Origin of the sequence: Pseudomonas gebzensis, assembly GCF_034427815.1 — a bacterium.
Taxonomy (GTDB): Bacteria; Pseudomonadota; Gammaproteobacteria; order Pseudomonadales; family Pseudomonadaceae; genus Aquipseudomonas.
In genome coordinates this window covers 122,748-145,689 of sequence record NZ_JAXQNS010000008.1, presented here as the reverse complement: position 1 = coordinate 145,689, position 22,942 = coordinate 122,748, and the positions used below count along the sequence as shown (strand labels likewise).

Annotated in this window: 3 protein-coding genes; 2 read left to right on the top strand and 1 reads right to left on the bottom strand. The window is 67.4% G+C overall.

Annotated elements, in window-relative coordinates; genetic code table 11:
- The first annotated feature begins 17 nt into the window (after positions 1–17).
- A complete protein-coding gene (locus SJI00_RS16270) occupies positions 18–8,072 on the top strand; it encodes a non-ribosomal peptide synthetase (RefSeq protein ID WP_322462735.1) in 8,055 nt (2,684 codons plus the stop codon).
- Positions 8,072–19,909: a non-ribosomal peptide synthetase gene (locus SJI00_RS16265; protein ID WP_322462734.1), complete on the top strand. Its 11,838-nt coding sequence runs from the start codon at positions 8,072–8,074 to the stop codon at positions 19,907–19,909. Before SJI00_RS16270 ends, SJI00_RS16265 begins: the two co-directional genes overlap by 1 nt.
- Positions 19,910–20,213: 304 nt before the next feature.
- On the opposite strand, the gene SJI00_RS16260 is transcribed toward SJI00_RS16265, so the two are convergent.
- Complete coding sequence (locus SJI00_RS16260; RefSeq protein WP_322462733.1) at positions 20,214–22,694, bottom strand: TonB-dependent siderophore receptor; 2,481 nt, start codon at positions 22,692–22,694, stop codon at positions 20,214–20,216.
- Positions 22,695–22,942: the final 248 nt, after the last annotated feature.

The window sequence follows — 22,942 nt, the reverse complement described above, 5'->3', positions numbered from 1 at the left end:
CGACGGCGACGAACTCGATGACCACTGCACAGCTTCCCCCTTCCGACGACGACTTGCTGGCCCTGCTGCTGGCCGACGAACACGGCCCGGCGCCGGTCATCGTGGCCGGCGCGGGGCAAGCGCCGCAGCCGCTCTCCTTCGCCCAGCAGCGGCTGTGGTTCCTGCAGCAGTTCGCGCCGCAGAGTTCGGCCTACAACCTGCCCCGCGCCCTGCAACTCGATGGGCCACTGCACGTCGAGCGCTTGCAGCAGGCGCTGCAACAGGTGATCGCGCGCCATGACATCCTGCGCACCCGTTTCATCGAGGTCGACGGCCAGCCGCAGCAGGTGGTTGACCCCAGCGCGCGCCTGAGCCTGCAACAGCAAGACCTGCGCCACCTGGACCAGGCCGCCCGCGACACGCAACTGAACACGCTGATGGTCACTGAGGCCGGCACGCCCTTCGACCTGAGCCAGGCGCCGCTGATCCGCGCCACCCTGATCGCGCTGCCCGCGCAGCGCCATGTGCTGTTGCTGAACATGCACCACATCGTGTCCGACGCCTGGTCCAACCCGATCCTCATGCACGACCTGGCCCGCGCCTACCAGGGGCAACCCCTGCAGCGCCCGGCGATCCAGTACGCCGACTACGCCCGCTGGCAGCGCGAGGACTACCCGCACAGCCCAGGGCATGACGCCGCAGCAGCCTACTGGCGCACCTACCTCGGCGACGCCCTGGCGCCGCTGCAACTGCCTACCGAGCATCCGCGCAACGACGATCGCCCGACAGTGGCCGCGACCCATCGCATGCCGCTGCCGCGCGCGCAGGTCGAGCGCCTCAATGCTTTCTGCCAACGCCACGGCCTGACGCCCTTCGGCGTGCTGCTGGGCGCCTGGCAGCTGCTGCTGGGCCGCTACGCCGGGCAAGACGACTTTACCGTCGGTGTGCCCAACGCCAGCCGTAACCAGGCGCAGACCCAGGCGCTGGTCGGCTACTTCGTCAGCAGCCAGATTTTCCGTGCACACCTGGACCCCAGCCAGACCACCCTGGACTTCCTGCACGGCGTGCGCCGCCACGCCCTGGCGACCCTGGAACACGCTGACCATCCGGTCGAGCTGATGCTCGAACAGTTGCAGCTGCAACGCAGCACCCAGGCCAACCCGCTGTTCCAGAGCCTGTTCAACTGGCGCGTGGCGAGCGATGACAGCGGCCCCCTGCGCTTTGCCGACCTGGCACTGGATTTCCTGCCGCTGGGCCAGCAGCAGGCCAAGTTCGACCTGTCGCTCGACGTGCTCTACAGCCCGGGCAGCATCGAGGCCTGCTTCGACTACGACGCCACGCTGTTCGGCGCCGAACGCATCGCGGCCCTGGCGGGGCATTTTGGCAACCTGCTCGACGCGCTGCTGGCCAACCCGCAGCAGGCCCTGGGTGAGCTGTCGATGTACCCGCAGCACGCACTCAGCGCGTGCCTCGCGGCGGCCCAGGGTGCCGCGCAGCCGTACAGCACCCTGCCCGCGGTACACCTGCAGATCGCCGCGCAGGCGGCGCTGACCCCTGAACGGATTGCCGTGCGCTGCGCCGCAGCCACCTTGACCTACGCCGAACTGGAACACCGGGCCAACCGCCTGGCGCAGCGCTTGATCGAACACGGTGTCGGCCCCGACGTGCTGGTGGGCGTGGCGCTGGCGCGCAGCCTGGCGTTGGTGGTGGGCCTGCTGGCGATCCACAAGGCCGGCGGCGCGTACCTGCCGCTGGACCCCAGCTATCCGCCGGAACGCCTCGACTACATGATCCGCGACAGCGGCATCACCCTGCTGCTGCGCCAGCCCGAGCAGGCTCAAGCACTGCCGTTGCCAGACGGCGTCGAGGCACTCGCCATCACCGAACTCGACGACGTCGCCCGCACAGCGACTACGCAACACACCGAGCCCGCTCAGGCCCATCCACTGCAGACGCCCACTGGCCGCAGCGCGTTCCCCGACAGCGCACTCAACGCCGAGGCTCGTGCAACCTCTGCGCAGGCCATCGCCTCCGACCAGACCCACCCCCTGTCAGCTTCCGCCAGCACCCAGCCACTGGCAATGGCCCACCTCGACAACCCACACCACACAGCGCCTGCGCGCACCCCCGACCCCGAGCACCTGGCCTACGTCATCTACACCTCCGGCTCCACCGGCCAGCCCAAAGGCGTGCAGGTTCGCCACGCCGGCCTGATCAACCACATGGCCTGGATGCAACGTACCTTGCAGCTGCAGCCGAGCGACCGGGTCTTGCAGAAAACCGCGTTCAGCTTCGACGCCTCGGTGTGGGAGTTCTGGCTGGCGCTGCAACAGGGCGCCGAACTGGTCCTGGCCAGCCCGGCGCTGAGCGAGGACCTGTCGCGGCTGTGGGACGAGGTGCACGCGCACGGCATCAGCGTGCTGCAGATGGCGCCGTCGCTGTTGCAGGCGTTGCTGCCCCAGGCCGACGCTGCGCAACTGAACGGGCTGCGCCTGTGGCTGCTGGGCGGTGAAGCGCTGGGCGCCGAGCTGGTCACGCAGGTGCAGGCGCGCTTCGCCGGGCGGCTGGTCAACCTGTATGGCCCGACCGAAGCCACCATCGACAGTTGCTACCATGACCTGCAAGGCCCGCTCGATGGCGCCGTTGCACCGATCGGGCACCCCATCGACAACGCCCAGGGCTACGTGCTCGACGACCAACTGCAGCCCTGCCCACAGGGCACGCCGGGTGAGCTGTACCTCGGCGGCGCCGGCCTGGCCCGTGGCTACCACCAGCGCCCAGCCCTGACCGCCGAACGTTTCGTGCCGCACCCGTTTGGCGCCAGTGGCCAGCGCCTGTATCGCAGCGGTGACCTGACCCGCCGCCGCGCCGATGGCGCACTGGACTACCTCAGCCGCCTCGACCATCAAGTGAAGGTCCGCGGCCTGCGCATCGAGCTGGGCGAGATCGAAAGCCAGCTGCTGCGCCAGCCGGGTGTCAGCGAAGCCGCCGTGCTGGCCCAGCCCGGCGCCCACGGCCTGCAACTGGTGGCCTACACCGCCCCGGCGGCGACCCACAGCGCCCAGGCCCTGCGCGAGGCCCTGCTGAAGACGCTGCCCGACTACATGCTGCCGGCGCACTTCCTGTTGCTCGACGCGCTGCCGCTGACCGCCAACGGCAAACTCGACCGCCGCGCCCTGCCGACCCTCGACCAACACGGCAGCCAGCGTGGCTACGTCGCGCCGCGCAGCCCACTGGAGCAGCGCATCGCCGCCATCTGGCAGAGCACGCTGAACCGCCCGCAGATCAGCCTCGACGACAACTTCTTCGAACTGGGCGGCGACTCGATCCTGTCGATCCAGGTGGTCAGCCGCGCGCGCCAGGCGGGCATCCACTTCACCCCAAAAGACCTGTTCACCCAGCAGACCATCCAGGCCCTGGCCCAGGTGGCGAGCCTGGCCGATGACGCCCAGGTGCTGGACCAAGGGCCGGTCACAGGCCCGGCGCCGTTGCTGCCGATCCAGCAGGCGTTCTTCGACATGCCGTTGCCCGAGCGCGGGCAGTGGAACCAGTCGGTGATGCTCAAGCCCGCCACCGCGCTGAACCCCGAGCTGCTCAGCCAGGCGCTGGCCGCCCTGATCGACCACCATGACGCCCTGCGCCTGCGCTTTGCCCAAGGCGATGCGGGCTGGGTCGCCGAGCATGCCGAGCTGCGCAGTGACGACAGCCTGCTCTGGCAGGCCGACGTCGCTGACACCCAGGCGCAGACGGTGCTGGCCAACCAGGCCCAGCGCAGCCTCGACCTGGCCCATGGCCCGCTGCTGCGCGCCGTGCTGATGACCCTGGCCGATGGCAGCCAACGCTTGCTGCTGGTGATCCACCACCTGGTGGTCGATGGCGTGTCATGGCGCATCCTGTTCGACGACCTGCAGCAGGTCTATGGCCAGTTGCAGGCCGGCCAGGCGCCGCAGCCGATGGCCAAGACCAGCGCCTTCAAAGCGTGGGGCGAGCGCCTGCGCCAGTACGCCCAACGTCCGCAGGCCGCCGCCGAGCTGGCCTACTGGCAGGCGCAGGCGCATGGCCTGGACCCTGACCTGCCCGGCGCCAACCCTGGCGCCTCACTGCTGGCCCGCGACGCCCACACGGTCGGCGTGCAACTGTCCCAGGAGCACACCCGGCAACTGCTGCACGTGGCCCCTGCGGCCTACCGCACGCGCATCAACGACCTGCTGCTGAGCGCACTGGCCCGCGCCGTGCAGCGCTGGAGCGGCCTGCCCGAGGTGCTGGTGCAGCTTGAAGGGCATGGCCGTGAAGCGCTGTTCGATGAACTCGACCTGACCCGCACCGTCGGCTGGTTCACCAGCCTGTTCCCGGTACGCCTGTCGCCCCAGGCCGATGTGCCGGCCTCGATCAAGACCATCAAGGAACAACTGCGCGCGGTGCCCGACAACGGCTTGGGCTACGGTGCCCTGCGTTATCTGGGCAGCGCCGAGGTCCAGGCCAGCCTGCGGGCGCTGCCGAGCCCGCGCATCACCTTCAATTATCTGGGGCAGTTCGACGCCAGCTTCGGCAACGACGATGCGCCGCTGTTCGCCCCATGCGCAGACCCGGTCGGGGACGAGAAGCACGCCGAGGCGCCGCTGGGCAACTGGCTGACGGTCAACAGCCAGGTGTTCGACGGGCGTCTGAACATGGCCTGGACCTTCAGCCAGCAGATGTTCGAACCGGCACACATCGAGGCCCTGGCCCAGCACTGCCAGGCCGCGCTGATCGAGGTGATCGAGCATTGCGCGCAGGGCGAGCACTTCGGCGTCACGCCGTCGGACTTCCCCCTCGCCCCACTCAGCCAGGCGCAACTCGATGCCCTGCCCATACCGGCACGCAACATCGACGACATCTTTCCGCTGTCGCCCATGCAGGAAGGGCTGCTGGTGCATACCCTGCTGGAGCAGCACTCGGGCATCTACTTCATGCAAGAGTGCTACACCATTCGCGAACCCCTCGACTATGCGCTGTTCGACGCCGCCTGGCAGCAGGTGGTGCAGCGTTACGAGGCGGTACGCGCCTCGTTCCTGTGGAACACCGGTGGCGAACTGCTCCAGGTGATCCACCGCGACACCCCGGTGCAGGTCACGCTGCTCGACCTCAGCGACCTGCCGCTGGAGCAGGCCGAGGCGCGCATCGTGACGCTGCTGCGCGAAGAGCGCGAGGCCGGCTTCGACCTGAGCCGCGAACCGCCGATTCGCTTCCAGTTGATCAAACTCGCCGACCACAGCCACCGCTTCGTGATGAGCAACCACCACATCCTCATCGACGCCTGGTGCCGCTCGCTGCTGATGGCCGACTTCTTCGAGCTGTACCACGCCGCCCGCGAACAACGCCCGAGCCAGTTGCGCACGCCGTATCGCTTTCGCCAGTTCATCGAATGGTTGCAGGCGCAGGACCCACAGGCCGCCGAACACTTCTGGCGCACCCAGCTCAACGGCGTCGAACAAGCCACCGCGCTGCCCACCGACCGGCCGCAGGTCGGCGGCGCCGCGCACTCGCGCATCGACGACAACTACACCTGGCTCAGCACCGCGCAGAGCGCACAGCTGCTGGAGGCCGCCAACCGCCACCGGCTGACCGTCAACACCTTCGTTCAGGCGGCCTGGGCGCTGACCCTGCACCAGCACAGCCGCAGCCATGACATCGTCTTCGGCGTGACCGTGTCCGGGCGCCCGGCGCACATCCCCGAGATGCAAGACACCGTGGGGCTGTTCATCAACAGCGTGCCGCTGCGCATCCAACTGCCCACGCCGGACCGCACCGTGACCACGCTGGACTGGCTGCACGGCATTCTCGACAGCAACGTCTCGCTGCGCGAATACGACTACCTGCCCCTGGTGCGCATCCAGGCCTGCAGCGATCTGCCCAAGGGCCAGCCCCTGTTCGACAGCCTGTTCGTGTTCGAGAACGCGCCGCTCGATGCCTCGGTCGGCAACGATGCGCGGGACATGGGCGTGGTCTCGGAGTCTTCGCGCACCCACACCAACTACCCGATCACCGTGGTGGTGTACCCCGGCGAACAGCTGGGCCTGCACCTGTCGTACGACACCCGTTATTTCGAGCGCAGTACGATGGATGCGCTGCTGGCGCAGTTCCAGGCCTACCTGGTGAGCCTGCCCCCGCACCTGCAGCAACCCCTGCACAGCCTGACCCAGCACACCCCCGACGACCCGCGCGCCTGGAGCCTGCAACACAACCAGACCGAAGCGGCGCATGCCCTGGACCGCTCGTTCGTCGAGCTGTTCGAGGCCCAGGTGGACCGCTGCGGCGAGGCCATCGCGGCGGCCTGCGGCGAGGTGCAATGGCGCTACCGCGACCTCGACCAGCAGGCCAACCGCGTGGGCCAGGCGCTGCTCGCTGCCGGTGTGCACCAGGATCAGCCGGTCGCCTTGCTCGCCGAACGCAGCCTGGAGCTGCTGGCCAGCATCGTCGGCGCCTTCAAGGCCGGCGCCGGTTACCTGCCGCTCGACCCCAGCCACCCGGACGAGCGCCTGATCGACATTCTGGCGCGCAGCCAGACCCCCGCCCTGCTCTGCACCGCCAGCCAGCGCGCGCGCGCCGAGCAAGTGCTGGCCGGCGTCGGCCACCGGGTGCGCCTGCTGGTCTGGGAGCACCTGCCGCTCGAAGCCGAGCACGCGCAGCGTCCCGGCGTGTACAGCGCGCCGAACAGCCTGGCCTACGTGATCTTCACCTCCGGCTCCACCGGCCAGCCCAAAGGCGTGCTGGTCGAGCAGGCCGGCATGCTCAACAACCAGCTGAGCAAACTGCCGTACCTGCAACTGGACGCGCGCGACATCATTGCCCAGACCGCCTCGCAGTCGTTCGACATCTCGGTGTGGCAGTTCCTCACCGCGCTGCTGTGCGGCGCCCAGGTGCGCATCTTCCCGGACGCCGTGTCGCGCCACCCCACCGAGCTGCTGCGCCAGGTGCGCGAGCGGCGCGTCAGCGTACTGGAAATCGTCCCCGCGCTGATCCAGGCCCTGCTCGACCAACAGCACGCCGCGCTGCCTGACCTGCGCTGGCTGCTGCCCACCGGCGAAGCGCTGCCGGCAGAAATCGCCGCCGGTTGGCTGCGACGCTACCCAGCCATCCCCCTGGTGAACGCCTATGGCCCGGCCGAGTGCTCCGATGATGTGGCCTTCTACCGCATCGACTCCGCCGCCACTGCGCGCAGCAGCATCCCCATCGGCTACCCCACCGACAACAACCGCCTGTACCTGCTCGACGACTACCTCGACCCGGTGCCCGACGGCGCCGTGGGCGAACTCTGCGTGGCCGGCGTGGGCGTGGGCCGTGGCTACTGCGCCGACCCGGCAAAGACCGTGGCGGTGTTCGTGCCCAACCCCTTCGCCTTGCAGCCGGGCGAGCGCCTGTACAAGACCGGCGACCTGGCGCGCCGGCGCAAGGACGACGGCGCCCTGGAATACCTGGGCCGCGTCGATCAGCAGGTGAAGGTCAACGGCTACCGCATCGAGCTGGGCGAGATCGAGGCGCAGATCAGCCAGTTCGACGGCGTCCGTGAGGCGGCGGTGATCGTGGCTGAACATGCCCTGGGCAAGCGCCTGGTGGCCTTCATGACCGTGGCCGACGTGCACGCAACCGGCCCCGCCGCGCTGCAGGCGCTGCGCGATTTTCTGAAAACGCGCCTGCCGGCCTACATGACCCCCGCGCTGTATCAGGTGCTGGAACAGATGCCGCGCAACGCCAACGGCAAGCTCGACCGCAAGGCCCTGGCCCGCCTCGATGTGGGCGGCCCGGAACAATGCTTCCGCGCCCCGCAGAGCGCACTGCAACAGGCCGTGGCGGCGATCTGGCAGACCGTGCTGAAAACCGAACGCGTGGGCCTGGACGACAACTTCTTCGCCCTGGGCGGTAACTCGCTGCTGGCCACCCAGGTGACTTCGCGCATTCAGCTCGAACTGGCCATCGAGGCGCCGCTGGCGCTGCTGTTCGAGAGCGCCAGCCTGGATGACTTCACTCGGCGCCTGCCGGCTGCGGCTGCACCCACCCCCGAAACTGAACTGAGTGACCTGTTCGATCTGCTCGATGAGCTGGAGACCCACTGATGCAAAGCAAAGCCCTGTCCGAGCTGATCGCACGTTTCGTCAAACTGCCCGCTGCCGCCCGCAAGACCCTGTACCAGCAGATGCTCGGCAAGGGCATCAACGTGGCCCGCTTGCCGATCCCGGTGACGCGCGATGCCTTCGCGCAGATTCCGTTGTCGTTCGCCCAGGAACGCCAGTGGTTCCTCTGGGAGCTGGACCCGACCAGCGCCGCCTACCATCTGCCAACCGCGCTGCGCCTGCATGGCGCCCTGGACGTCGACGCCTTGCAGGCCAGCTTCGATGCGCTGCTGGCGCGGCACGACAGCCTGCGCACGCGCTTCGTCGACATCGAGGGGGTGCGCTGCCAGGTGGTCGAGCCGGATGCGCGCATCGTCATCCAGCAGCAGGCCCTACCGCTGGGTCCGGGCACTGTCGAAGCGCGTTTGCAGGCCTACATCGGCGCCTGCATCGCCGAGCCCTTCGACCTGCCCAACCCACCTTTGCTGCGCGTGCGTCTGCTGCGCCTGGCCGCTGACGAGCACGTGTTGCTGCTGGTGCAGCACCACATCGTTTCCGATGCCTGGTCGATGCAGGTGATGGTGCGTGAGCTGATCGCCGGCTATGCCGGTGGCGCGGCGCTGCCGGCCTTGCCGATTCAATATGCCGACTACGCCCTGTGGCAGCGGCACTGGATGGAAGCCGGCGGCCGCGATGCGCAGTTGGCGTATTGGCTGGAACAGCTGGGTGATGAACAGCCCGTGCTGCAGTTGCCGGCCAGCCGTGCGCGCCCGGCGCAGCGTGACGGCCATGGCGCGCGGCTGGAGGTGGACCTGCCGGCGGCCCTCGGCCAGTCGCTCAAGGCCCTGGCGCAACAACACGGCGTGACGCTGTTCATGCTCTTGCTGGCCTCGTTCCAGGTGTTGCTGCAACGCAGTTCTGGGCAAAACGACATCCGCGTGGGCGTGCCCATCGCCAACCGCAACCGCGTCGAAACCGAGGGCCTGATCGGCTTCTTCGTCAACACCCAGGTGCTGCGGGCGCAGATCGACGGGCAGCAACCGTTCAGCACGCTGGTCGAGCAGGTCAAGCAGCGTGCCCTGGGCGCGCAGGCGCACCAGGACTTGCCCTTCGAGCAACTGGTCGATGCCCTGCAACTGGCCCGCACGCTCAGCCACAACCCGCTGTTCCAGGTGGTCTACAACCACCTCGCTGCCGACCCGGCGCAGGCCGGCCAAGGCAGCGTCGCGGCCCAGGGTTTGCGTGTCGAGGCCATCGAATGGAGCAGCCAGACCGCCCAGTTCGACCTGGCGCTCAACACCTTCGAGTCCGCTGACGGCCTGCGCGCCACGCTGATCTACGCCACCGACCTGTTCGACGCCGCCGATGCCGAGCGCCTCGCGGCGCACTGGCGCAACCTGCTGCGCAGCATCGTGCGCGACCCACAGCAACGGGTCGGTGAGCTGGCCCTGCTGGACGCCGAGGACTACCAGCACACCCTGGCCCAATGGAACCCGGCGCCGCGCCAGGTCGAGGTCGAGCAGTGCCTGCACCTGTTGATCGAGCGCCAGGCCGCGCGGCGCCCCGAGGCCATCGCCCTGACCTGCAACGGCGAACACCTGAGCTACGACCAGCTCAACCGCCGCGCCAACCGCCTGGCCCATCACCTGATCGCCCAGGGCGTGGGTGCCGAGCGCTTGGTCGGCCTGGCCTGCGAGCGCTCCTTCGACATGCTGGTGGCGGTCCTGGCCGTGCTCAAGGCCGGCGGCGCCTACGTGCCGCTCGACCCGCACGTGCCGGCCGAGCGCCTGGTCTACATCCTCGAGGACAGCGCCGTGGCGCTGCTGCTCGGCCAGCCTGAGGTGCTGGCGCGCCTGACGCTGCCCGAGGGCCTGGCGACCTGCGCCGTGGACGCGGCCGGCGCCGAGCTGCCCGCGCACAACCCAGGGGTCGTGGTCTCTCCCGACAACCTCGCCTACGTCATCTACACCTCAGGCTCCACCGGGCTGCCCAAGGGCACCCTGCTCAGCCAGCGCAACGTGCTGCGCCTGTTCGACGCCACCGCGCCATGGTTCCACTTCGACCATCAGGACGTGTGGACCCTGTTCCACTCCTACGCCTTCGACTTTTCGGTCTGGGAGCTCTTCGGCGCGCTGTTGTACGGCGGGCGTCTGGTGATCGTGCCGCAGGCGGTGACGCGCTCGCCGGAAGACTTCCATGCACTGCTTGTGGCCGAAGGCGTCAGCGTGCTCAACCAGACGCCATCGGCCTTCCGCCAACTGATGCACGTGGCCTGCGCAGCGCCCGCCAGCGCGCCGCTCAGCCACCTGCGCTATGTGATCTTCGGCGGCGAAGCGCTGGATGTCGGCAGCCTCGCGCCGTGGTTCGAGCGTTTCGGCGACCGCGCGCCGCAACTGGTGAACATGTACGGCATCACCGAAACCACCGTGCACGTCACCTACCGGCCGCTGTCACGCAGCGACCTGGAACGGCCGGGCCTGAGCCCGATCGGCGAACCGATCGCCGACTTGAGCCAGTACCTGCTCGACGAGCAGCTCAACCCGGTGCCGCGCAACTGCGTCGGTGAGCTGTACGTGGGCCGTGCGGGCCTGGCGCGCGGCTACCTGAACCGCGCCGACCTGACCGCCTCGCGCTTCATCCCCAACCCGTTCGATGCCGCGGGCGGGCGCCTGTACCGCACCGGCGACCTGGCGCGCTTCGGCGCCGATGGCGTGGTCGAGTACATCGGCCGCCTCGACCAGCAAGTGAAGATCCGCGGCTTTCGCATCGAGCTGGGCGAAGTCGAAGCCCGCCTGCAAGCGCTGGACGGCATCCGCGACGCCGTGGTGCTGGCCCTGCCAGGGCCCAGCGGCGCGCAACTGGTGGCCTATGTGGTGGCCGACGGCGAGCCGCTGGACGTGGCCGAGCTGAAACACCAGCTCAAGGCCTCGTTGCCCGACTACATGGTGCCGGCGCATGTGCTGGTGCTGGAGGCATTGCCGCTGACCAGTAACGGCAAGCTCGACCGCAAGGCGTTGCCGGCGGTGGACCTCGCCCTGGTGCAGCAGCACTATCGCGCTGCGCACACTGCCCTCGAACAGGCACTGGCCACGATCTGGCAAGAGGTGCTGCAGCTCGAGCAGGTGGGCCTGGACGACGACTTCTTCCAGCTCGGCGGGCACTCGCTGCTGGCCACCCAGGTGACCAGCCGCGCGCGGCGCAACCTCGGCCTGGAAGTGCCGCTGCGGGTGCTGTTCGAGCACAGCACGCTGGGCGCCTTTGCCCAAGCCCTGGTCGCAGAGGCCCCACAAACCCTGGCGCCGATTGCCCCGGTGGCCCGCGATGGCGCGCTGGCGTTGTCCTACGCCCAGGAACGACAGTGGTTCCTCTGGCAACTGGAGCCTGACAGCGCCGCCTACAACATTCCCCAGGCCCTGCGCCTGCGCGGCCCGCTGAACCAGCCCGCGTTGCAGCAGGCCTTCGATGCCCTGATCGAGCGCCACGAAAGCCTGCGAACACGCCTGCTGGAGACCGAGCACGGCGCCTTGCAGTTGATCGAGGCCGCCACGCCGGTGCGCATCGAAATGGCCCAGGTGCCAGCAGACCAGGCGCCTGAGGCGTACGTGCGCGAGTACGTGCAGGCCGAGTCGCAACGCCCGTTCGACCTGCGCACCGGGCCGCTGATGCGCGTCGGCCTGCTGCGCGTGGCCGCCGACGACCACGTGCTGCTGGTGACCCAGCACCATATCGTTTCAGACGGTTGGTCCATGCAGGTGATGGTCGATGAGCTGGTGGCGCTGTACAGCGCCGCCAGCACGGGCCAGGACGCGCAATTGCCGGCCCTGCCCATTCAGTATGTGGACTACGCCAGCTGGCAGCGCCAGCGCATGCAAGCCGGCGAACGCCAACGGCAGCTGGCCTACTGGTGTGCGCACCTGGGCCCGGACGACTACGTGCTGGAACTGCCTGGCGATCACCCGCGTCCGGCGCAGCAAAGCGCGCGCGGCGCCAGCCATTCGGTACTGCTCGACGATGCGCTGCGCCAGCGCCTGAACCGCCTGGCCAGCGCCCATGGCGCCACCCCGTTCATGGTGCTCCTGGCGGCCTTCCAGACCTTGCTGCACCTGTACAGCGGCAAGGCCGATATCCGCGTCGGCGTGCCCATTGCCAACCGCAACCGCCTGGAAGTCGAGCGGCTGATCGGTTTCTTCGTCAACACCCAGGTGCTCAAGGCCGACATCGATGCCCAGGCCAGCTTCAGCACCCTGCTGGGGCAAGTGCGCCAGCATGCGCTGGACGCGCAGGCCAACCAGGACCTGCCTTTCGAGCAACTGGTCGAGGCGCTGCAGCCGCAACGCAACCTGGCTTACAACCCGTTGTTCCAGGTGATGTTCAACAGCCAGAGCGAGACGCCTCGGGGCGCGCCCACCGCAGCCAGCAGCGCGCTCGATGTCCAGCCTATCAGTTGGGAAAACCGTTCGGCGCAGTGCGACCTGAGCCTCGACACCTGCGAAACCGAACACGGCCTGCTGAGCGTCTTCACCTACGCCACCGACCTGTTCGAACCCGACACCATTGCGCGCATGGCAGGCCACTGGACTGCGCTACTCGAAGCCATCGTGCAGGCGCCAGAGCAGCGCATTGCCGAGCTGTCGCTGCTCACCGGCGAGGAGCGCGAGTGCCTGCTGCACCGCTGGAGCGGGGTCGGCAACGACCTGCCGCGCGCGCCGGACGTGACCCTGCTGATCGCCGAGCAGGCCCGGCTGGCGCCGGACAAACCGGCGGTGATTCTCGACGCGGCGCAGTTGTCTTACGCCGAGCTGGACACCCAGGCCAACCGCCTGGCCCATCACCTGATCGCGCAGGGCGTTGGTCCCGAGACACTGGTGGGCATCGCCGTGCAGCGCTCCATCGACATGGTGGTAGGCGTGCTGGCGATTCTCAAAGCCGGTGGCGCCTATGTGCCGCTGGATCCGGCCTACCCGGCCGAGCGCCTGCGGCACATGATGCAGACCAGCGCTATCGGCCTGCTGCTGACTCAGGCTGAGGTGCTGGCGACCCTGGAGTTGCCTGCGCAGACCCACACCCTGCTGCTCGACAACCCCAGCGCCTGGCAGGCGCAGCCCACTCATGCGCCTGTGCAGAGGGCGCAGCCTGAGCACCTGGCCTACGTCATCTTCACCTCCGGCTCGACCGGCCTGCCCAAGGGCGTTGCCATCGACCGGGGGGCGCTGACCCAGCACAGCCGGGTCACTCAAGGCTTCTTTGCCATCGACCGCAACGACCGCGTGCTGCAGTTCTCGACCATCAACTTCGACGGTTTCGTCGAACAGATGTTCGGCACCCTGACCTGCGGCGCGACCCTGGTGCTGCGTGGGCAGACGCTATGGGACGCGGAGGCGTTCCAGGCGGCCGTGCGCGAACACGCCATCACCATGGCAGACCTGACCACGGCCTACGTCAGCATGCTGGCTCGCGAGTTCGCCCAGGCCGGTGCAGGCGCCTGCACCTTGGCCCCGCTGCGTCGCGTGCATGCCGGCGGCGAAGCGCTGGCGGCAGAAACCCTGGCCGCCTGGGCCGAGGCGGGCTTGCAGGACATTGAGCTGATCAACACCTACGGCCCGACCGAAGCCACCGTGACCTGCTCGACCTTCGATTGCAGCCCCCAGGTTCGTGGCCTGCAACGCCGCGTCGGCAGTGTGCCGATCGGCACGCCGCTGCCGGGCCGTGCGCTGTACATCCTCGACCCGCACGGGCAGCCTGCCGCGGTTGGGGTGATCGGTGAGCTGATGATCGGCGGCGCCCTGCTCGCCCGTGGCTACCATGGTCGGGCGGCACTGAGCGCCGAACGTTTCCTGCCTGACCCGTTCGCCGACGGCGGCCGCCTGTACCGCACAGGCGATCTGGTGCGTTACCGCGCCGACGGTAATATCGAGTACGTCGGGCGCACCGATCATCAGGTCAAGATCCGTGGCCTGCGGGTGGAGCTGGGCGAGATCGAAAGCCGGCTGCTGGCCTTACCCGCCGTCAGCGACTGCGTGGTGGTGGCTCATCGACACGGCCACAGCCACCAATTGGTCGCTTACGTGGCACCCGCCAACGCTGCCGCCGACGCGGCAGTGTTGCGCGGGGCGCTGAAAACCGACCTGCGCCAAGGGCTGCCGGACTACATGGTGCCGGCACTGTTCGAGTTTCTCCCCGCCCTGCCACTGAGCCCCAACGGCAAGGTCGACCGCAAGGCCCTGCCCGCGCCGCAGCACAGTGCCCAACAGAGCGCCGGCCAAGCCCCGAGCAGCGCCATGCAACGGCGCATCGCGGCGATCTGGGAAGGCGTGCTCAAACGCCAGGACATCGGTCTGGATGACAACTTCTTCGAGCTGGGCGGCGATTCGATCATCTCCATTCAGGTGGTCAGCCGTGCCCGCCAGGCCGGTATTCAGTTCACCCCTCGCGAGCTGTTCCTGCACCAGAGCATTCGTGAACTGGCGGCCGTGGCGCAAGACAGCGACGGCCACAGGCAGGTCGAACACCCGCCTGCCCGCGGCGTGCTGACACTGCTGCCCATCCAGCAGGCATTCTTCGAAGAGGTCAGCGTCGAGCGCCACCACTGGAACCAGTCGGTGCTGTTGCGCCCCACCCAGCCTATCGACGCCGGGCGGCTGGAACAGGCGTTGCAGGCGCTGCTGATACAGCACGATGCGCTGCGCCTGCGCTTCGAGCAAACGCCTGGCGTTGACTGGCAAGGCCACTACACCGAGATCGCCGACGTTCAGGCCAGCTGGGCCACACAGCCGGTGCTGCAACAACGTGCGATTGCGTTGCACGACCTGCCTGAGCTGGCCAACCAGACCCAGCGCAGCCTCGACCTCGCCCGCGGGCCGCTATTGCGTGCTGTGTTGCTGACCCTCGAAGACGACAGCCAGCGGGTATTGCTGGTCGTGCATCACCTGGTGGTCGACGGCGTGTCCTGGCGCATCCTCTTCGATGACCTGCAACAGGCCTATGAACAGCGACATGACGGCCAGGCGCTGCGGCTACCGGCGCGCACGAATTCCCTGGCCGACTGGAGCCTGCGCCTGCAGCAGTGGGCTGGCGAGGGCGCTCTGGTTCAAGAGCTGGACTACTGGCGCCGGCAGTTGCACGACGCCCCCGTCGAGCTGCCCTGCGATCAGCGTGGCGGGCGCCTGCAGAACCGCCAGGCCAGCCACGTGCGCATCGGCCTGCAAGCCGCGGATACCCGCCGCTTGCTGCAGCAGGCCGGCAGCGCCTACCGCACCCAGATCAACGACCTGCTGCTCACCGCCCTGGCCCGCGTAGTGTCGCGTTGGACCGCGCAGCCCAAGGTGCTGATTCAACTCGAAGGCCACGGCCGCGACAGCCTCTTCGACAACCTCGACCTGACCCGCACCGTGGGGTGGTTCACCAGCCTGTATCCCCTGGCCCTGGTGCCGGGCGACGACCTGGGCAGCGCTATCCAGGCGGTCAAGGAACAGCTGCGCGCGGTGCCTCACAAGGGCCTGGGCCATGGTGTGCTGCGCTACCTGGGCAGCCCCGCCGAGCGCGCGGTGCTGGCCGCATTGCCGACCCCGCGCATCACCTTCAACTACTTGGGCCAGTTCGATGGCAGCTTCGACGGCGACGACGGCGCACTGTTCAGCCCCTCGGGCGAAGGCAGTGGCGACGAGCAGAGCCTGGATGCGCCGCTGGACAACTGGCTGAGCATCAACGGCCAAGTGTTCGACAGCCAGTTGAGCCTGACCTTCACCTTCAGCCACGAGATGTTCGAAACCGCCACCATCGAGCGCCTGGCCAACGCCTTCCAGGCCGAGTTGCTGGCCGTGATCGAACACTGCTGCGCACACGGCCCGCGCGGCTTCACCCCCTCTGACTTTCCGTTGGCCGGGCTGGCGCAGACGCACCTCGCGCAACTGCCGCTGGCGGTCGGCCAGGTGGAAGATATCTACCCGTTGTCACCGATGCAGCAAGGGATGTTGTTCCATTCGCTGGAAGCCGGTGAGGCCGGGCTGTACATCAACCAGATGAGCGTGCCGGTCGAGGGCCTGGAGGTGGAGCCGTTCCTGGCGGCCTTCGCGCAGGTGATTCAGCGACACGAGATCCTGCGCACCGGTTTCTGGGCGGCGCAGCACCTGGCCCAGCCGCTGCAGATCGTTCAACGCCAGGCCACCCTGCCGGTGGTGCGGCTCGACTGGCGCGGCCGTGGCGACAGCGCACAGGCGCTGAGCGAGCTGCTCGAGGCCGATGCCCGCCAGCCGTTCGACCTGCTGGCCGCGCCGCTGATGCGCCTGACCCTGGTCGAGCGCGATGACCTGCCGCTGCAACTGATCTGGACCAGCCACCACATGCTGGTGGACGGCTGGAGCACCTCGCGCCTGCTCGGCGAAGTGCTGGAGGCTTACCACAACCAGCCGCCGAGCCCGATTCGCGGCCGCTACCGCGATTACATCCGCTGGCTGCAGGCGCAGCCCCAAGGCGCGCTGGAAACCTTCTGGCGCGAACGCTTGGCCGAGCTGGAAGCGCCCACCATGCTCGCCAGCAGCCTGGCTCAAGCGAGCAGCGCCGTGCGCCCAGGGCACAGCGCGCTGTACCTGGACTGGGACACCACACATACCCAACAGCTGCGGGAACAGGCGCAACGCTTGCGCATTACCCCCAACACACTGATTCAGGCCACCTGGGTGCTGCTGTTGCAGCGTTTCACAGGCCAGCGCAGCGTCTGCTTCGGCGCGACCGTGGCAGGCCGCCCGGCCAGCCTGCCCCACGCCAACGACATGCTCGGCCTGTTCATCAACACCCTGCCGGTGATCCAGCAGCCGAGCCCGGAGCAGCCGCTGGGGCAGTGGCTGCAACAGTTGCAGGCCTATAACGTCGACGTGCGCGATTACGAGCACGCCTCGCTGGCCGACATCCAGCGTTGGGCCGGCAGTGCCGGGCAGGCGTTGTTCGACAGCATCATCGTGTTCGAGAACTACCCGGTCGATGAACGCCTGCAAGAGGCCGGCGACAGCCAATTGCGCTTCGGCCAGAGCGAGGGCCGCGACGTCACCAACTTCGCCATGGACCTGGCGGTGCAACTGGGCTCGCGCCTGAACATCGAGTTCCTCTACCTGCGCGAACACTTCAGCGAAGCCTCGGTCCAGCTGATCATCGCCAGCTTCGAATGCCTGCTGTCGGCCATGCTTGCCACCCCAGACGCCTGCATCGGTGAACTGCCAATGCTCAGCAGGGCCGGGCAGCAGCAGTTGGCGGCAGGCAATCGCCTCAACCAGGCCACGGCTGCCCAGCCGCTGCTGGCGCAGCAAATCCGTGCTCACGCCCTGCTGGGCGGCGAGCGGGTCGCCGTGACCTGCGCCGAGCAGTCGCTGACCTGGGCGGCACTGGAACGCCGGGCGAACCAGTTGGCCCAGCACCTGATCGGCCTGGGCGCCAAGCCGGAGGTGCGTATCGGTGTGGCGCTGGAGCGCTCGGTCGAGGTGATCGTGGCCTTCTACGCGGTCATGAAAACCGGCGCGGCCTATGTACCGCTGGACATCGACTACCCCAGTGAGCGCCTGCAATGGATCGCCGAGGATTCGGGCATGTCGCTGTTGCTGACCCAGCACAGCGTGGCAGGCACTCTGCAGTGGCCTGCCACGGTTGCGGTGCAGGCACTGGACGACCTGGCTGTCGATCACCTGCCCGATCGCTGCCCTGAAGTCAGGGTGCACGGCGACAACCTTGCCTACCTGATCTACACCTCGGGTTCCACCGGTAAACCCAAGGGTGTGGCGGTGGCCAACGAGCCGCTGCGCATGCATTGCCAGGCCATCGCCGAGCGTTATGCCATGGGCCCGCAGACCCGCGAACTGCTGTTCATGTCGTTCGCCTTCGACGGTGCGCAGGAACGCTGGCTGACCACCCTCGCCCATGGCGGGCAACTGGTGCTGCGTGACAACCGCCTGTGGACGCCGGAAGAAACCTGGCAGGCCCTGCACGCCCACCGCATCAGCATCGCCTGCTTCCCACCGGCGTACCTGCAACAGCTGGGCGAGTACGCCCAGACCCAGGAGCAGGCACCGCCGCCGGTCGCGATCTACTGCTTTGGCGGCGATGCCGTGGCCGAAGCCACGTTCGAGCTGGTCAGACAGGCGCTCAAGCCGCAGTGGCTGACCAATGGCTATGGCCCCACCGAAACGGTGGTCACGCCGCTGTTGTGGAAAGTGGCCGCCAGCGGTCGCTGTGAGGCGGTGTACGCCCCCATTGGCAGCCGTGTCGGCGAGCGCACGCTGTATGTCCTGGACGAGGCCTTGAACCCGCTGCCGATCGGCGTTGCCGGTGAGCTGTACATCGGCGCGGCAGGCTTGGCACGTGGATACCATCAACGCCCGGGGCTGAGCGCTGAGCGCTTCGTGGCCGATCCGTTCGCCGAAGGCGGGCGTCTGTACCGCACGGGCGATCTGGTGCGCCAGCGCGCCGAGGGTGTCTTTGACTACCTGGGGCGGCTGGACAACCAGGTAAAGATTCGTGGTTTCCGCATTGAACTGGGCGAGGTCGAAGCCCGCCTGCGCGCCTTGCCCGGTGTGCAGGACGCCGTGGTGGTCGCCCACAGTACGCACAGCGGCAAGCAGTTGATCGGTTACGTGGCCGCCGCTGCCCAGCCGCCACGGGCGACCAGCCTGCGCGATGCCCTGCGCGCGGAGCTGCCGGACTACATGGTGCCGGCGCAGATCCAGGTGCTGGCGCGCCTGCCGCTCAACCCCAACGGTAAAGTCGACCGCTTGGCGCTGCCCGCACCCGACTTCAAAAGCCGCGAATTCGTGGCCCCGCGCACGGCACTGGAAGCGGGCCTGGCGCGCATCTGGGAGGAGGTGCTGGAACTCGAACAGGTCGGCGTGACCGACAGTTTCTTCGAACTCGGCGGCGATTCGCTGCGCGTGCTCAAGGTGCTGTCGAAGGTACGCAACCAGCCCGAACTGGGCCTGCAACTCAAGCTGCGCGATTTGATGAGCAAGCCGACCATCGCCGAGCTATCGGGTTACGCCGCACCAGAGCGCAGCCTCGACCCGCTGCTGTTGCTCAATAGCGCGGTGCAGGGCAGCACGCCGTTGTTCTGTTTGCACGCCGGGTTCGGCACGGTGTTCGACTATGACGCGCTGGCCCGCCGCCTGGATGGCCGCTGCAGCGTCTATGGCCTGCAATGCCGCATGTTGCTCGATGACCTGTGGCAGGACGAATCCCTGGAAGCGATGGCCATCGACTACACCCAGTACATTCGCCAGAAACAGCCGCAAGGGCCTTACCACTTGCTCGGGTGGTCGCTGGGCGGGCCGCTGGTGTCGCTGGTGGCTCAGGAGCTGATCGGCCAGGGCCAGCGCGTGGCATTCGCCGCGCTGGTGGACAGTTTCGTGCCGCCCGAACACGCCGAGCCGGTCACCGACCAGGACTGGTCCGACGACTTGCGGGCGCTGCTCTGCGTGGTGCTGGGCGTACCCCTGCAGGACGTGCCGGCGGTACAGGTCAATGCCGGGGATGAGCTGGACAGGCTGGAACAGGTGATCGAGCAGGCGCGTCAGGGGCTGCATGAGGGTGAGTGGAGTGAAATGCGCTCCGACGAACTGGCGCGCACCTTGCGCACCGGCATGCGCCTCAAGGCGCTGTCGTTGCGCCTGGCGCAGATGCCGCGCTGCGTGCCGCACAGCCATTGCTGGTGGGCGGGCGATGCGACGCCGGGCACGGCTGCGGCCTTCGCGGGCAGCGTGCAGCACGCGCTGATCGAGGCCGATCACTACGCCATCCTGCGCCATCCGCTGTTCATCGACAGCGTGGTGGAGCACTTGCCGCAATCCGAAGTGGTACTGCCGTAAGCGCTTCAGCCGTCCACACGGTGTGGGCGGCTGAAACGCGGTGTGTTGAATCCCCGTGAGCGGGCTGTACCGATGCCAGCCAGCCAGTCGAGTCGAATCAGTTGGGGCTGCTTTGCAGCCCATCGCTGCTGAGCGGAGCGCCAGACCGGCCGCTTCTACAGGCTGCGGTGTACCTGCCAGAGTGAGCGTTCGAGCGCGATCAGGTGTCGACGCAGGGGCCACGCCAGCGTGGCGCAGATCGCTGCCACCTTCATGCAAAAGGGCCGCAATGCGGCCCTTTGGTCTGTGCAGGTGAAGGGGTGACTCAGTGGAACGTGCCGCGCAGGGTCAGCATGAAGTTGCGCGGTTCGCCGTAGTAGTTGCCGTACTCGCTGCTGTACACGGTGGAGTAGTAGCGGCGGTCGAACAGGTTGTTGCCATTGAGGGCCACGCTCCAGTTGTCATTGACCTGATACTCGACCATCGCGTCAGTCACCGCATGGCCCGCCTGGTTGAATTTGTAGGACCGGCTGTCGAGCACCTGCTCGGTGACCGGGTCCGTGCGGTAGGCAGTGCCATTCACATAGGCCGCGCTTTGCGCGGTGACACCCCCACCCACGCGCCATGCAGAGAAGTCACCTGGCAGGGTGTACATGCTCCACACCTTGAACAGGTGCTTGGGCGTGATGCTGCTGTAAAGGGTTTCTTCAGTGTCGTTACGCACTTGGTTGTAGGTGTAACCGGCCATCACTTCCCAGCCAGGTGCAATCTCGCCGGTCGCTTCCAGGTCGATACCGCGGCTGGTGACCTGATCGGAGGCCAGGAAGCAGCACGAGGCGCTGTAGCTGAACAGCGCGTCTGGGTACGTCGGATCGGTCACGGCCTGGTTTTTTCGCTTGGTGTAGAACAGCGCTGCGTTGACGTTCAGTCGGCCATCGAGCAGCTCGCCCTTGATGCCGGTTTCATAGCTTTTGCCCACCATCGGCTCGATGGAGCTCATCGAATCTTCAGGGCCGCTCAGCTTCTGCGACTGTGGTTTGAAGACCTCGGAGTAACTGACGTAGGTCGACCACTGGTCGTTCAGCGCGTAGATCAGCCCGCCGTACGGGACCAGCGTGGTGGGCTGGCGGTCGGAGACGGTGTCGCTGCTGCTCTGAGTCCATTCGCCGCTGCCATCGGGGTTCCGTTTGGAGTATCCCTGCTCGAACTTGTAGCGCTGCGCTCGGGCGCCAACGACCAGTTTCAACGGATCGGTCAGTTGCAGTCGCAAGGTGGAGTAGAGGCCGTACTGCACACGGCTGTTTGGCGAGTAGTCACGGTAGAACGCGTGATTCGACTCGTCGCTGGTCAGCGGCGACGCTTTCGGGTCCCACAGGTCGATGTAGCCGCCCTTGCCGAGCATGCCTTGTGCGGCCTGCCAGCGGCTGTCGACTTTCTGATAGTCCGCACCGACCAGGACTTCATGGCGCCGACCGAAGGCATCGAATGCGCCAGACAAGTTGACATCCACCACCTGCTGCTTGCTGAAGCTGCCGACATAGCTGCCCCACCAGTAGGTCCCACGCTGGGTGTTTTCATCGACCCAGCCATAGGGGTTGATGCCCTCGGTGGTCGCGGCGTTGTAGGAGTAGGTGTAGGAGGTGTTGAGTTTCCAGTCATCGTTGAACTGGTGGTCGACCTTGGCAAACCACTCACGGGTGTAGCTGTCGGCCCAGGCTTTATCCGTCGAGTACCAGGTGTGCCGAGGCAGGTGCACATCGCCGCCACCTGAGTAGCGCGGCAGACCATCGCCGGTGCCGGTTTCCTTCTGTTTGTCGTAGCTACCGCCAAAGGTCAGCATCGTGTCGTCGGTAATGTCCGCTTCGAGGATACCGTAGAGGAACGGCCGTTCGGTCGCGCGCACATCCTGGAAGTAGTGGCGATCGGTGTAGGCCGCCACCATGCGGCCACGCAGTCTGCCGTCGAAGGCCAGCGGGCCGGTCACGTCGACTTCGCTACGGTAGTTGTCCCACGAACCTGCCGAGGCTTCGAACTTGAGCTGGTACTGGCCCATGGGGCGCTTGCGCACCAGGTTGACGATGCCACCGGGGTCACCGGTGCCGCCCAGCAGACCGCTCGCGCCGCGCAGGATTTCGACGTGGTCGTACGCCGCCAGGTCGTACTGGCGCTCGCTGTAGAACGTGCCGACGCCGGTGCCGATGTCCATCGGTGCCGCGCCATCGATCTGCACGTTGTCGATGCCGAAGCCGCGCGAATAGAAGCCCTGGGTGTTGTAGTTGGCATTGCGCAGCGTGATACCCGGCGCACGCTTCATCGCATCGGCGAGGCTGGTGCTGCGCGTGTCGTCGATCAGCTTCTTGCTGACGATCGAGACAGTCTGCGGGGTGTCCTTGAGGCTGACCGGCGTTTTCGAACCCACCGAGACCAGGCCGGTGGTGTACGAACCCGAGTTCTCCGTGGCCTCGCCCATGCCTTGGCCGGAGATGCTGGTGGCGTCCAGTTCGATGGCCGCCCCCGAAGTACCGAGGTCGGTACGGGTGGCATTGATGATCACCGTGCCATTGTCGATCCGATAGGTCAGCCCTGCATTGATCAACAGCAGGTCCAGGGCCTGGCCCGGCTCCATCGTCCCCGCCACCGCCGTGGAACGCTTGCCGCTGACCAGGTTTGGCTCGAACAGCAACTGCAGGCCGGTCTGCCGGGCCAGGGCAGTGAGCGCGTCATTCAGTGAGCTGGCGGGAATGTTCACCGCCACAGGCTCGGCCTGCGCCGCGCTGCCAAACCCCAGGGCGAGCCCGAGAACCATGATCGATGCGCAAGACCGCCACTGGGTACGTTCCCAGAGGCCCAGGCTCCCCGCCTGCCTGACCTGATCGGATTTCATTCGCTGTGTTACTCCGTATGTTGTGATCTGGAAGACCGTCGCCTCTTGGGGGTAACTGGTCGGAATTCGCCCTCCTGGCGAAGCAGCTTCCTGCGAGCGGCCGGCCTGAGGTCGTACCTGCTCGGTCACTAGACGAACGGGGCATGAGTGAAATTAAGAAGCGTTCACGC